The organism is Erythrobacter sp., from assembly GCF_035194505.1.
Classification (GTDB): Bacteria; Pseudomonadota; Alphaproteobacteria; order Sphingomonadales; family Sphingomonadaceae; genus Erythrobacter.
In genome coordinates, this window is sequence record NZ_CP136573.1 from 1,211,425 (window position 1) to 1,225,003 (window position 13,579).

General features: G+C 67.9%; 14 protein-coding genes. 3 read left to right on the top strand and 11 right to left on the bottom strand.

From position 1 onward, the window contains the following. Positions 1–2: 2 nt before the first annotated feature. A complete protein-coding gene (hrpB, locus tag RSE14_RS06070) occupies positions 3–2,432 on the bottom strand; it encodes an ATP-dependent helicase HrpB (protein WP_324076324.1) in 2,430 nt (809 codons plus the stop codon). 20 nt (positions 2,433–2,452) lie between these two features. Next, complete coding sequence (locus RSE14_RS06075; protein WP_324076325.1) at positions 2,453–3,463, bottom strand: polyprenyl synthetase family protein; 1,011 nt, start codon at positions 3,461–3,463, stop codon at positions 2,453–2,455. 68 nt (positions 3,464–3,531) lie between these two features. Here RSE14_RS06075 and RSE14_RS06080 point away from each other — a divergent pair, with 68 nt between their 5' ends. Further along, on the top strand, positions 3,532–3,852 hold the full coding sequence (locus tag RSE14_RS06080) for a chorismate mutase (protein ID WP_324076326.1): 321 nt from the start codon (positions 3,532–3,534) through the stop codon (positions 3,850–3,852). Positions 3,853–3,861: 9 nt separating this feature from the next. Here RSE14_RS06080 and RSE14_RS06085 read toward each other — a convergent pair whose 3' ends face one another. The 8 genes from RSE14_RS06085 to RSE14_RS06120 form a co-directional block, all read right to left on the bottom strand. Beyond that, positions 3,862–4,296: a hypothetical protein gene (locus RSE14_RS06085; protein ID WP_324076327.1), complete on the bottom strand. Its 435-nt coding sequence runs from the start codon at positions 4,294–4,296 to the stop codon at positions 3,862–3,864. 234 nt (positions 4,297–4,530) lie between these two features. Further along, positions 4,531–5,088 carry a hypothetical protein gene (locus RSE14_RS06090; RefSeq protein WP_324076328.1) on the bottom strand — a complete coding sequence of 186 codons (558 nt, stop codon included), beginning with the start codon at positions 5,086–5,088 and terminating at the stop codon, positions 4,531–4,533. A gap of 127 nt (positions 5,089–5,215) precedes the next feature. Further along, complete coding sequence (locus RSE14_RS06095) at positions 5,216–6,193, bottom strand: hypothetical protein (protein WP_324076329.1); 978 nt, start codon at positions 6,191–6,193, stop codon at positions 5,216–5,218. Beyond that, a complete protein-coding gene (locus RSE14_RS06100) occupies positions 6,190–6,795 on the bottom strand; it encodes a sigma-70 family RNA polymerase sigma factor (RefSeq protein WP_324076330.1) in 606 nt (201 codons plus the stop codon). Before RSE14_RS06100 ends, RSE14_RS06095 begins: the two co-directional genes overlap by 4 nt. A gap of 96 nt (positions 6,796–6,891) precedes the next feature. Continuing rightward, positions 6,892–8,232 carry a sensor histidine kinase gene (locus RSE14_RS06105; protein WP_324076841.1) on the bottom strand — a complete coding sequence of 447 codons (1,341 nt, stop codon included), beginning with the start codon at positions 8,230–8,232 and terminating at the stop codon, positions 6,892–6,894. 130 nt (positions 8,233–8,362) lie between these two features. Continuing rightward, a complete protein-coding gene (locus RSE14_RS06110; RefSeq protein ID WP_324076331.1) occupies positions 8,363–9,040 on the bottom strand; it encodes a response regulator transcription factor in 678 nt (225 codons plus the stop codon). A 139-nt stretch (positions 9,041–9,179) separates the two neighbouring features. After that, on the bottom strand, positions 9,180–9,494 hold the full coding sequence (locus tag RSE14_RS06115; protein WP_324076332.1) for a PepSY domain-containing protein: 315 nt from the start codon (positions 9,492–9,494) through the stop codon (positions 9,180–9,182). Between the two features lie 48 nt (positions 9,495–9,542). Beyond that, positions 9,543–10,292 carry an SIMPL domain-containing protein gene (locus RSE14_RS06120; protein ID WP_324076333.1) on the bottom strand — a complete coding sequence of 250 codons (750 nt, stop codon included), beginning with the start codon at positions 10,290–10,292 and terminating at the stop codon, positions 9,543–9,545. Positions 10,293–10,396: 104 nt separating this feature from the next. Between RSE14_RS06120 and RSE14_RS06125 the strand changes: the two genes are divergently transcribed. Then, positions 10,397–12,241, top strand: a complete 1,845-nt coding sequence (locus RSE14_RS06125; protein ID WP_324076334.1) for an ABC-F family ATP-binding cassette domain-containing protein — start codon at positions 10,397–10,399, stop codon at positions 12,239–12,241. A gap of 155 nt (positions 12,242–12,396) precedes the next feature. Here the strand turns inward: RSE14_RS06125 and RSE14_RS06130 are convergent, their stop codons facing one another. Then, a complete protein-coding gene (locus tag RSE14_RS06130; RefSeq protein ID WP_324076335.1) occupies positions 12,397–12,876 on the bottom strand; it encodes a DUF6456 domain-containing protein in 480 nt (159 codons plus the stop codon). Between the two features lie 93 nt (positions 12,877–12,969). Between RSE14_RS06130 and RSE14_RS06135 the strand changes: the two genes are divergently transcribed. After that, complete coding sequence (locus RSE14_RS06135; RefSeq protein ID WP_324076336.1) at positions 12,970–13,557, top strand: helix-turn-helix domain-containing protein; 588 nt, start codon at positions 12,970–12,972, stop codon at positions 13,555–13,557. Positions 13,558–13,579: the final 22 nt, after the last annotated feature.

Below are 13,579 nucleotides of genomic sequence, written 5' to 3' on the forward strand. Positions count from 1 at the left end.
TCCTATTGGCGGTTAAACGCGTTTTTCGTCTTCATGCTCGGCTTTTCGAGCCATGGCTGATCGGGCCAGCGGTGCTTGGGATAGCGCCCCTTCATGTCTTTCACCACATCGGCCCAGCTACCGCGCCAGAAGCCCGGCAGATCGCGGGTCGATTGTACCGGACGCCCGCCCGGGCTGGTGAGCTTGAGCAGCAAGGGCGTAGCGCCGATCATCGGCTGCACGTCGAGCCCGAACAGCGCCTGGACCCGCACTTCCACGCTGGGCGCATCGTCCCCGGCATAGTCGATCGCGTGGCGCGTATCGGCGGGCGAGGTGAAATGGGTCGGCGCGGCACGGTCGAAAGCCTGCCGTTCGTTCCAGTCGAGCAATCCCAGTGCCGCTTCTGCAAAGCGGTGCGGCGGCAGATCGAGGTCGCGCCGTCCGGCCAGCAGCGGGGCCAGCCACGCCGCTTTGTGCTCGCGCAGGGCCTCGGGCGAAAGCGCGGCGATCCCGGCAAAGCGCGCGCGGGCGAGGAAGCCTTCGGGGAGGATATCCCCCAAACGCTCCAGAGCCTTGTCGACAAGGATATCCACAAGCAGCGCCGGATCGGGCGCCGGTTCGGGGACGCTCGCCAGCACGATTGCGCCAAGCCGCCGCTCACGCCGGGCTTCAACGCGATCCTTGTCTTTATTCCAGAGAGTTGTGACGCGTTCCTGAAGTTGCCTGGCAAACAGCGCGGCGATCCGCTCAGGCGCGATTTCGGCGCCCGAGGTGATCCGCGCGCCCTTGGCCTGGCCCTGCGCATCGCCGATCACGATCCAGTCCGCGCGCGCCAGCGGCGAGGTCGGATCGAGGAGGTAGCCGCGCCCGCCCGCGCTCAGCCAGTGTTCGCCGGAGGGATCGCGGCGGCGTGCGACGAAATCGGGGCGAGCGAGCGCGAGCGCCTCGGCTGCGTCTGCCGCAGGGCTTTGTCCGAGCATGCCCGCAAGCTTGCCCGCCTGCACCGCCCACCCCTGCGCAATCCGCGCCGCAGCCACTGCGCGCGGCGCGCGATCCCCGCGCCAGCGCGCAAGGCGTTGGAGCAGGTCTTCCCCGCGTCCGCCAAGGCCCCGTTCCTGAAGCAGCATGACCAGCCGGGCGGCATACTCGCCCACGCCGGCCGCTGCGCCATGGAGCACGGCTGCAGCCTGATCGGGCGCCATCGGCAGCGCGGCAATCGCCTCGCCCAGCGGCGTGATCTGACCTCCCGCATCAAGCGCGCCGAGAGCCTCCAGCGCTGCCCTTGCGGCAGCGACCGAGGCTTCGGGCGGGGGATCGAGCCACGGCAGCGCCTGCGGGTTCACAGTCCCCCACTTGGCCAGCCGCAGCAGCAGCGGAGCCAGATCGGCCTGCATGATCTCTGCCGGAGCAAATTCCGGCCGACCGGCATGGCCCGCCTCTTCCCACAACCGGTAGGCGACCCCCGGCCCCTGCCGCGCCGCACGGCCCGCGCGCTGCGCCGCCGAGGCCTGCGAGGCACGCCGGGTGACAAGATGCGTGGTGCCCGCCGCCCGGTCGAACTCGGCAAGGCGCGCGAGGCCGGAATCGACCACCACGCTCACCCCGTCCAAGGTCAGCGAGGTTTCGGCAATCGCGGTGGCGAGCACAATGCGGCGGCGCCCCTGTGCATCGCTGCGGATCGCGGCGCGCTGGGCGGCGGGTTCGATCTGGCCATGGAGTGCATGGATCGGCACCTCGGGCAGGCGCGCCTCCAGCCGCTCGCGCACCCGCTCGATCTCGCGCACGCCGGGCAGGAAGGCGAGGATATCGCCCGCCTCATCGCGCCACGCAGTCATCACGGCGGCAGCCATGCGATCCTCGATCACTTGTGAACCATCGCCGCCAAGCCACTTGATTGTCAGCGGAAAGCTGCGCCCCTCGCTTTCGATGATCGGAGCACCCTCGCCCAGCAGCCGGGCAAAGCGCGACCCATCGATGGTGGCCGACATGACCAGCACGCGCAGGTCTTCGCGCAGCACGGCGCGGCTCTCCAGCGCCAGCGCGAGGCCCAGATCGCTGTCGAGCGCGCGTTCATGCGCCTCATCAAACAGCAGGGCGGAGACGCCGGGAAGCTCGGGATCATCGACCAGCCGGTTCACGAGGATCGCCTCGGTCACGACGAGAATGCGGGTGCGGGACGAGGTCTTGCTGTCGAGGCGGGTCATGTAGCCCACGGTCTCTCCGCAAGCCTCTCCCAGCATCTCCGCCATGCGCTCGGCCGCAGCGCGGGCGGCGACGCGGCGGGGCGAGGTGAGGATGATCTGGCCGGTGCACCACGGCTCGCCCAGCAGATCGGGCGCGACCGCGGTGGTCTTACCCGCCCCCGGCGGCGCGATCAGCACGCCTGCGCCCTCGCCCGCCAATGCGGCGCGGATCTCCGGCAGGACAGCGATGATGGGAAGGTCGGGGTGCATCGCCCCGCCCGATAGCGGGCTCAATGCCCGCGCGCGACCGCGAATTGCGCCGCTTCGGCCATGGCGGCCCGCGCCTTGCCATCGGGGAAGATCGAGATTGCATCGATCGCCCGGTTGGCAAAGTGGCGCGCCCGCTCGCGCGTGTCTTCCAGCGCGTTGTGCTTGCCGATCAGGTGGATCGCGTGGGCAAGATCATCGTCCGAGCTGCGGTGACCGATGATCGCGTCCTTCCAGAACTTGCGCTCGTCCTCGTTGCCGCGGGCATAGGCGAGGATCACCGGCAAGGTCATCTTGCCCTCGCGGAAGTCGTCGCCCTGATCCTTGCCCATTTCGGCAGCGTCCGAATCGTAGTCGATCGCATCGTCGACCAGCTGGAAGGCAACGCCGAGATTGCGGCCATAGGCTTCGAGCGCGCGCTCCTGCTCTTCCGAACATTCGGCAACCACCGCGCTGATCTGGCTGGCGGCGGCGAAGAGCGCGGCGGTCTTGGCGCCGATGATGTGGAGGTACTGCTCTTCGCTGGTGTTGATCTGGCGCTGGGCGGAGAGCTGCGAGACCTCGCCTTCCGCGATCACCGCGCTCGCGCGGCTGAGGATCGAGAGCACCTTCAAGGAGCCGTCCTCTGTCATCAGTTCAAAGGCGCGGCTGAACAGGAAATCGCCGACCAGCACGGTGGCCGGATTGCCGAAGATGATATTCGCCGCAGCCTTCCCGCGCCGCAGCTCGCTGCCGTCCACCACATCATCGTGCAGCAGGGTGGCGGTGTGGATAAATTCGACCGCCGCGGCGAGCTTGTGGTGGCGCGTGCCCTGATAGCCGACCAGTTCTGCCCCCGCCAAAGTCAGCATCGGGCGCAGACGCTTGCCGCCGCCCGAGATCAGGTGCCCGGCAAGGCGCGGGATCAGCGGGATTTCGCTCTGCATCCGGTCAAGGATGACGGCATTGACCGAATTCATGCCCGGCGCGGTCAGCGCAAGCATGGGATCGAGCGTCGGAGCCTTGCGCGGCAGGGGAATGACATCGGCCGTCATATTCTGCGGGCTGTAGGGCGCGCCCGCCGTGCTTGGCAAGCGCAGAATTGCTGCTAGTTTCGCGCGCAATGTCTCAGGAAACGCAACCCTCGTCCGACCATGGCGGACAGCCCGATCCGGTGCTGGCCGGCTTTCGCAAAAGCATCGACAATATCGATGCCGCGCTGATCCACATTCTGGCAGAGCGGTTCCGCATCACCCAGGCCGTGGGCGAGTACAAGGCGAAGGCCACTCTGCCCCCCGCCGATCCCGATCGCGAGGCGCGCCAGATCGCGAGGCTGCGCAAGCTTTCGGAAGAGGCGGATTTGGATCCGGAATTCTCCGAGAAGTTTCTGCGCTTCATCATCGAAGAAGTGATCCGCCACCACGAAAAGGCGCGCGGCGGCTGATCCGTCCTGTCAGGGCGTATCGTCCTGCACCGGAGGCTCGGGCGGCGGCGGCGGCGCAGGATTGCCCTGCCCGCGCGGCAAGGCGGGCGAGCCCGGGGGCAGCGGGGTGCCATTGGCGAGCGCCTCGCGGATATCGGCTTGCGCTTGGAGCGCATCGGCGCGGTCCCTCAGAAACCGGCGCTCGGCGCGGTTGAGGCGCACAAGCTCGCCCGTGGGCAGCAGCGCCACGCGCCCGCGTCCGGGATAGACCAGACCGCCGCTGGTACAGAGTGAACCCTCCCGCGCGTCGACCTCGCAGCCAGGGCCGATCCCGCGCTGGTCGATCACCGGCGGCACAAAGGGATTGCTGAAAACGGTGCGTTGCCCGGCAAGGCCGCCATCGGGAGAGGCGCAGGCACCAAGGCCGAGCGCGAGGATCAGCACACCTGCCCCTGCACACCGCATCGCTTCCGCCTCCAACATCTGTGAAACCGGCGTTTTCAATCGCTTGGAAGCCGTGAACCGGGCGTGAACCGGATCCGCAAAAAGGGGGCACGCAGCCGGGTCAAAAACTGCGTGCCCCCCGAGCGACGCGTCGGCTGTCCCCCCGGATCAGCCGTCGCATCGCTGCCTTGCGCGCCAGCTTCTCGGGGGGCTGAGCGGGCGGAGCCGCATCGCCAGAAGCGGGCGCTGCAAACCTCAGCCGCGCGGGCGGCGAATGCGCGGCGGGCGCTTGGTGCCGGGCGCGCGGGTCTTGGTGACGTTGCGGCTCACCTGGCCATCAGAGCGGGTGGTGGTGCGATCACGCGCGGCAAGCACTTCGCCCGCGCTGTTGCTGACCGACTGGCTGGCCTGCGAATTGCCCTGCCCGTCACGGCTGCGGCTGCCGGCAAGCCCGTAGGTCTCGCCGCCGCGACCGGTGGCGGTGCCGGTGAAGGTCGATCCACCTTCGGTGCGGGTGCGCTCGCCAGAAAGCTCGCGCGACTTGCCGCGGGGGCCGGTCTGCGTCACGTCGATCATGGCGCCGGTCTCGGTCCGCTGGCGCAGGGCGCTGCTGCTGGCGGTGTTGCCGGTGGCGAGATTGGTCGCCTCGCGGGTCCGGCTGGCGGTGCCGGCATCGCGATCGACCGTGGTGGTCGTGCTGCCGGCGACATTGGGGCCTTCATAGGTCTTGGTGCGGGTCTTTTCCTGCGCTGCGACAGGCAGCGCGAGGGCCAGCGCGGTGAGCGTGGCGAGCATCATGCGGGGTTTGATCATGGCGAGATTCCTCATCCGTTTCATCGTCTTGCGGTTGTCATCCGCCGCGTCGGGGATGTGCGGCGGGTGACAGCAAGGAAACGGGCGGGGAGGAGGGCACCCTTCGCGCGCGGCGCCGCTTTTTTACTCAGCGCGGCGGTTCGGCTGCGGATGTGCCGGATGGGGACAGAGCGGGCTCGGCCGGAACGGCAGGATCGGCAGCGGGCGCGGCTTGCGTGCCATTGCCCTGCCGTCCTGCGCGCACCTTCTGCCAGGTATCCATCAGGGCACGGCGCTCTTCGGGCGGCAGGCGGCGCAGCGCGGCGCGGCGCTGTTCGGGGTTCATCCGCCGGAGCCGCTCGACTGTGTCGCGCTGGCGCAGCTCGCGCTGGTCCTCGCGCAGCGGGCGCACGATATCCTCGCGGGTGAGCGCTTCGCCCCCCTCGACCCGCCCGCGCAATTCGTCGCGCCGGACTTCGAGGCGCTTGTCGATCAGCCCCTCGCGGCGGGCTTCGGCTGCGTCGATCCGCTGGCGGATGCGGGCCTCCTGTTCAGCCGTGGGCAGCGGCAGACCGGCAGCGGCGCGGCGCTCCTTTTCCTTGGCGATGCGCTGCTCGATCATCTGGCGGCGGGCCGCACTGCGCCCTTCGCGCACCTCGTCGATCCGGCGGAAGGCCTCGCCCAGTTCCTCGGGGGTGTCGATTGCGCCTTCGATCCGTACCGGCGCGAGCGCGGCAGGCACGGCATCGACAGAGACGGCGGCTGGCTTGGCAGGGGGCTTGACCGCTGCTGCGCTCTCCGATCCGGTGATACTCGCCCACACCTTCTCAGGCGAGGGCACCGGCAGGCCGACCCGTTCGAGCAGGCCCGTCGCCGCGGCCGCCGTGGCAAGTGCGCTGAAGCCGACTACGCCGATTGCGATGCGCCGTCCGATCCGCCAGCCGCGCGCAGAGCCGGTGCCTGAACGACGCAATTCCGGCAGCGGGGCCGGACGCACGGCGGCTGCGGCCAGCACCTTGTCGGCAAAGCCTTCGGGAAGCGCGGGAACCGCAAAATCGTCGAGCGCCCGCGCCAGCGGGGTGCCGGGAGCGATGGGTGCCCCGTCGGTATCGTCCATGGCGCTCATCGCGCGTCTCCTTGCGCCGCAAACGCCTTGCGCAGGGCCGCACGGGCCCTCAGCAGCAGCGATTCGAACGCCTTGATATTCATGTCGAGCGCGGCGGCCGCCTCGGCATTGGGAAGCTCTTCGTAATAGGTGAGCACGATGGCAGCGCGCTGGCGGTCCGGCAGGGCCATCACCAGCGCGCGGGTGGCTTCGGCCTCCTGATTTTCGGCAATCACGGCATCGGCCAGCGGCGCCTCATCGGCCCGCTCCGGCACCTCCTCGCCCGAGATGCGGCGACCTGCGCGCAACCGGTCAATCGCGAGATTGGTGACCACCCGCGCCAGCCAGCCCGACAGGCGCAGCGTCCCGCCCGCCGGCGTTCCGGCAGGGTGGCGCGCAGCCAGCCGCGGCGCATGGTCCCACAATCTCAAGCACGCTTCCTGCACAATATCCTCGGCCTCATGCGCATCGCCCACCATGCGATAGGCGATCCGGTTGAGCGATGCCGCATGACGCCCGATCACCTCGCGCAAGCCCGCCGCATCGCGGGCCGCCAGCCGGGCAACCAGCGCGGCATCATCGGCCATCACGGCCGCCAAGGGGGGCTCGCCGCTAGCGGTCATGGTTGCGCGCAATGGGCCTCTCTGGCGGCTCGGTCAGGCGGGTTAATTGCACGGATAACGCAGCGGCGCGCAAAACCCTTCGCGCGCTCTCGCAAATCATGCACGCGGCAGGCGCAGTTCGACGAGCAGCCCGCCGAGATCCTCGCTGGTGCCCAGCGTCACCGAGCCGCCGTAGATCTCCGCCACGTCGCGTACGATCGCAAGGCCAAGGCCGGTGCCGGGCTTGCCCGTATCGAGCCGCGCGCCGCGATCGAAGATGCGGATGCGCTCGGCCTCGGGGATGCCTGCGCCGTCATCCTCGATCCAGATCAGGCATTCGCCCTCGCGTGCCTCGGCGCTGTCATCCTCCGGATCGATGGTGACGAAGACCGAACCTCCGCCATACTTGGCCGCGTTCTCGATCAGGTTGCCGAGCATCTCGTCGAGATCCTGCCGCTCGATCGCGACCTCTGCGGCGGGGCTGCCGGCGATGTCGAGCCGGCCATCGGGATAGAGCCGCTCGACCGCCCGGCGCACGGCTTCGGCGCTCTGGCGGACATTGCTGCGCGCCTGCCCAGCCGCCCGCCGCCCGACCGCGCGGGCACGGGCGAGGTGGTGATCGACATGGCGCTGCATCGTGCGGGTCTCGCGCATCACCGCATCGCCCAGATCAGGCGCGCGCGCGGTGGCAGCGTTGGTGAGCACGGTCAGCGGGGTCTTCAAGGCATGGGCGAGATTGCCCGCGTGGCGGCGCGCCTCCTCGGCCTGACGCTCGGTATGCTCGAGCAGCGCGTTGACCTCGTCCACCAGCGGCTGGACTTCCAGCGGCAGCGGCTCGGCAATGCGGTTCGCGCCCGTGGTGCGCAGGTTCTGGATCGCGGCGCGCACCCTTCGCAGGGGCTGAAGGCCATAGCGGATCTGGAGCAGCGCCATCACCAGCAGGCCAAGGCCCAGCACCGCAAAGCTCCAGATCAGGATCAGCCGCACCCGTCCGATCTGCGAATCCATCTGCGCCGTCGCGCTGGCCACGGCAAAGGTCCAGCGGGTGTCGCTGCCGGGCAGGATCACGGTGCGCTCGGCAATCCGCAAGGGTTCGCCCGGGAACTGGACGGAGTTGTAGAAATGCACCTCGCTGTCGAAGTGGCCGCCCTTGGCCTCCACCCCGTGGAGCTTCAGGGTGCGGTCCCACAGGCTGCGCGAGGGCCAGGGCTCGTAACTGCCGCCGCTGATCTGCCAGTAGAGCCCGCTGCCCGGTTCGAGGAAGCGCTGGTCGCCCAGCGTGCGGTAGAAATAGACTTCGCCGCTCGCATCGATCTCGGCCGAGGCGATCATCGCGGTGAGGATGTAGTCGAGCTGCTCGTCGAAATTGCTTTCGACCTGCGCGGTGAGCGTGCGTTCGAGCGCGATGCCGCCGCCCAGCAGCAGGACGAAGATCCACCCCGCCGCAATCAGCCCCATGCGCCGCGCAAGGCTGGCGCGCGGGGCCGGACGGGAGGCGGCAGGCAGCGCAGGTTCGGTCACCGGCTGCGGCGCAGGCGCAGCAGCGCCCTCGCCCGCAGCGGGCGCTCCGGCCAACGTGTCCCCGCCCTCAGGCGCGCGGGGCTTCGGCGGGGTCGTCGAGGCTGTAACCGAGGCCACGGATGGTCGTAATCACGTCTGCGCCAAGCTTCTTGCGGATGCGGGTAACGAAGACTTCGATGGTGTTCGAATCCCGGTCGAAATCCTGATCATAGATGTGCTCGATCAGCTCCGTGCGGCTCACCACCTTGCCCTTGTGGTGCATGAGGTAGGACAGGAGCTTGTATTCCTGCGCCGTCAGCTTCACCGGCTCGCCGCCCAGCGTGACGCGGCCCGAGCGCGTGTCCAGCCGGACATCGCCGGCGGTCAGTTCGGACGAAGTGTTGCCCGAAGCACGGCGGATCAGCGCGCGCAGGCGGGCGATCAGCTCCTCGGTCTGGAACGGCTTGGCGAGATAGTCGTCCGCACCTGCATCGAGACCTGCGACCTTGTCGGACCACGAATCCCGCGCGGTCAGCACCAGCACGGGGAAGGTGCGCCCTTCGCGCCGCCACATGCCCAGCACTGTCAGGCCGTCGATTTCCGGCAGGCCCAGATCGAGGATCACCGCATCGTAATCCTCGCTCGAGCCCATGTAGTGCCCGTCCTCGCCATCGACCGACAGATCGACCGCATAACCGTTATGCTCCAGCGTCGACTTGAGCTGCGCGCCCAGCGTGGGCTCATCCTCGACGATCAGAATTCGCATGCTTCACCACTTCCCTGCTGCGTGTTTTGCGTGATTTGCGTGATTTGCGTGATTTGCGTGATTTGCGTGATTTGCGTGATTTGCGTGATTTGCGTGATTTGGTGCGCCTTTGCCGCGCCAGCGTCAAGCAAACGGGCGCTCAGCGCGAACGGCCGATGACGCGGCCGGTGCGCGCATCGACATCGACATAGGTCACCCGGCCTTCGCGGATGAACTTGAGCCGGTAGGCCCGCGCCGTCGAATCGTAGGCCGGGCCGAGATATTCGCTGCCCTGCATCTGCGGCAGGATGCGCCGCTCGATCTCGCGCAGCGACAGCTGGGTGCCCGCCTGCGCCTCGCGCCGCGCCTCGCCCTGATCGCTGAGCGATTGCTCCTGCGCCGCCCCGGGCACAGCCAGCCCTGCCGCGCACAGGGCGACAAGCAGAGCAGCACAAGAGGAGCGACGAGCGTTCATAATGGCCCCATGCCTAGCTATGCAGCATTGAACAAGGTGTGAATGATGTCACGGCGCACTCGGCGCTGCGTCATTCACCAGCTCGAACTTGAACGACATGCTGATCCCGGTGGAGACCATGCCCGGCTGCACCGGCGGCGGAGCGGCGGCGACCATGTCGGCGCTGGCGCGCATCATCGCCATTTCGGGCATCGGGCCGCGGCTTTCGATGCTCTCGCTGATCCACAGCACCTTGGCCCGGTCATAGCCGAACATCGTGGCATATTCATCGACCCGCGCCTTGGCCTTTTCGATCGCGCGCTTGCGGGCGGCGTCCTTGGCGGCGGCGTCGTTCTCGATCGAGAAGCTGGGGCCGGACAGATCATTCGCGCCCGCCTCGACCAGCGCATCAAGCACGCGCCCGGCATTGTCGATCTTGCGCAGGATCACGCTCACCCGGTTGGAGGCCTGATAGCCGCGGAACACCTGACGCTGGGTGGTCTGGTCGTAATCATAGCGGGCATTGAGGTTGATGCCGGTGGTCTGGATGTCCTGCTCGGCCACGCCCAGTGCCTTGATGCGGGCGACCACCTTGGCCATCGCAGCCGAGTTCTGGCGCAGCGCCTCGGTGGCGGTCGGCGCATCGGTGGTGACGCCCGCGCCGATGGTGGCGATATCGGGAGCAACCGAGACGCTTTCGCTGACGGTGAGTTCGACCACCGGGCCCTTGGCCTCGATTTCGATCACGGGTTCGGCGAGCGCGGCACCCGACAGAGCGAGCGAGCTGGCAGCGACTGCGGCAAGTGCGGGACGGATCATGATAGGTGTTTTCCTCCGGTAAGCCGCGCCAATGAACCACGGCAGCTTTCGCGGGACTGAACCGCCTTGGCAGCGCGCGCGCAAGTCTCTAGGCACCGCGCGCCATGGCGCAACCTCCCATCTTCTCGCTCGAAGGCATGGCCCTGCAACAGGGCGGACGCTGGCTGTTCGGCGGGCCGACGCCCACCACCGGCGCGGCACCGATCGATCTGCACGTGCTGTCCGGAGACCGGCTGGCGCTGATCGGGCGCAACGGCGCGGGCAAGACGACGCTGCTGCGGCTCATCACCGGCAAGATCGATGCCGACCGCGGACAGCGCCGGATCAAGCCCGGGACGCGCATCGTGTTCCTTGAGCAGGACCCTGATTTCACGCCGTTTTCGACCCTCATGGACTTTGCGACAGGCGGCGAGGATGCCCCCGCAGCGCATGAGGTGGAGGCGATTGCCGGCCAGCTCGGCATCGACATGAGCCGCCCCGCCGCCACTGCCAGCGGGGGCGAAAAGCGCCGCGCCGCGATTGCCAGGGCATTGGCGCAGGAGCCTGATCTGCTCCTTCTGGACGAGCCGACCAACCACCTCGATCTGGCCGCGATCGACTGGCTGGAGGACTGGCTCTCGCGCTATCGCGGGGCCTTCATCACCATTTCCCACGATCGCACCTTCCTCACCCGCCTGACGCGCGCCACCCTGTGGCTCGATCGCGGCACCTTGCGGCGCAAGGAGGTAGGCTTCGGCGGCTATGAGGCGTGGGAAGAGACGGTCTATGCCGAAGAGGCGCGTGCGGCGGAACGCCTTGATGCAAAACTGAAAATCGAGGCCCACTGGTTAGAGCGCGGGGTCACCGCAAGGCGCAAGCGCAATCAGGGCCGGCTGGAAAAGCTCTACCAGATGCGCGCTGTCAGGGCGGCGATGATTGCGGGTGCGGGAACGGCCAAGCTGAAACTCGCTGGCGATGATGATTTCAAGTCCAAGTCGGTGATTGTCGCGGACAATATTTCAAAGACTTATGGTGATCGCCCCATCATCAAGCCGTTCACCCTGCGGATCCAGAACGGGGACCGCATCGGGATCGTCGGCTCGAATGGCGCGGGCAAGACCACCCTGTTGAAATTGCTCACCAAAGAACTCGAAAGCGACACTGGCAGCGTCACCCATGCCCGCACGCTTTCAGGGGTGATGATCGACCAGCAGAGGAAGCTGCTCGAACCGGGGGCGACGGTGCGCCAGATTCTGGCCGAGGGCGGCGACTGGATCGACGTCCGGGGGGTGCGCAAGCACGTGCAGGCCTATCTCAAGGATTTCCTATTCGATCCCGGCCTCGTCGACACCAAAGTCGGCATTCTTTCTGGCGGCGAACGCTCGCGGCTTTTGCTGGCCCGCGAATTCGCGCGCACCGCAAATCTGCTGGTGCTGGACGAGCCGACCAATGATCTCGATCTTGAAACCCTTGATCTTCTTCAGGAAGTCATCGCGGACTTCGACGGCACCGTGCTGATCGTCAGCCATGATCGCGACTTCCTCGACCGCACCGTCACCATCACCCTCGGGCTCGACGGGTCGGGCAAGGTGGATATTATCGCGGGCGGATACGCCGATTGGGAAGCGCGGCGAAAGGCCCCCCAAACCGGGGTCAAACCGGGGTCAAGAGGGGGTCAAGAGGGGGTCAAACCGACCCTGGAGGGGGGTCAAAAGCCCCTTCCTACAAAGACGCCTTCCGCACCGCGATTGTCCTACAAGGACCAGCGCGACTACGAGATCCTGCCGAAACGCATCGAGGAACTGGAAGCCGCCATCGCCAAGGGCGAGGCGCTGCTGGGCGATCCCGAGCTCTACACCCGCGATCCCCAGCGCTTTGCCACGATCAGCGCCGGCATCGCCAATGCCCGCGCCGAAAAAGACGCGGCCGAAGAGCGCTGGCTGATGCTGGCCGAGATGGTCGAGGGCTAGGCTGCACCCGGCATTCAGCTCTGACGGCCTGCAAATGGCCCATTTCCGGGCTGCCGGTGCTCACGGCCAGAAAGGCCGCTGCGCTCCGGGTCCCGCAAATGCACCATTTTCGGCTCGCCAGCCTCTGAATGTCGTGCGCAGCCGGTTCCGCCCCCTCAGGTGATGCGGTAAAACTCCGCCACCCGCTCCAGCGCAATCTTCAGCACCAGCTTGCCGCTGCGCGCCGGCCAGCCGAGGGTCTTTTCCGCCTCAGGCAGCGCCTCGCCCGCGCAGACCACGCGCCACAGCACATCCTCCAGCCCCTTGCCGGCGGCCTTGATCGCCCCGTCGAACCGCTGGCGCGCGGCGACTTGCCGTTCGGTCGGCGTAAACCCGCGCTCGCCGGTGGTCTTCACCCGCACAGGATCCCAGCGCATGGTGATGTTGGCGGAAAGCTGTGCGCGTTCGTAATCATTGCGCAGCGCCTCGCCCGCATCGAACAGCCGTGCATTGATGTGCCCGCGCGCGTGGAGCCAGGCGATCGGGCTTTCGGCCAGATTGACCGTCACCGTGCGCACCGCGCGCGTGCCCGGGCGGCGGGCCCCGCGCAGCGGACCTTCGGCGGTGAGTTCGCGTTCAACCAGTTGGCGCTTCATGTCATGTCTCCCTTTGCTTGCGGCAAGACTTGCCAAAGCGGCGCATTTGTAGGAAAGAAAAAACCGTATTGGTTAATTTGGACGACACCCTCCATGCTCAACCGCATCCGCGATATCCGAAAGGCCAAGGGCCTCACCCTCGCCGATCTCGCCGCCGCCTGCGTTCCGCCCACCACCGCGCAGACCATCGGGCGGCTGGAGACCGGCACCCGGCAACTCTCGCTGGTCTGGATGAACCGCATTGCCGCCGCCCTCGGCGTCGATCCGGCGAGTCTGATGCGCGCCGAGACCGGCCCGGCGGGCACGGCCCAGATCGTGGCGGAACTGGCTGCGGGCGGTGCCTCCGCCCTCACCTCCCCCCGCGCCGCCGTGCTGCCGAGCGAACTTGCCGACACCCCCGACGCCCCGCCCCCGCTGGTGCTGATGGTAAGCGAGAGCGTGGGCGAATATCGCCCGGGCGACCTCGTGTGGCTGCGACAGCTCGCGCTTGAGGACACCCAGAGCGCGATCAACCGCGACTGCCTCGTGCCCCGCCCCGGCGGGCGCTTTGCTTTCGGGCGGCTGATCGACCGGCGCGGCACCCTCGTCGGCCTGCTGCCGCCGGGTGCGGGGCAAAAGCAGGTGGTGGTCGACAATCCGGCGTGGATTGCGGTGGCCATGATGCTGGTCAGGCCGCTTTAACCCGCCCGCTGCTAGGCCCTGC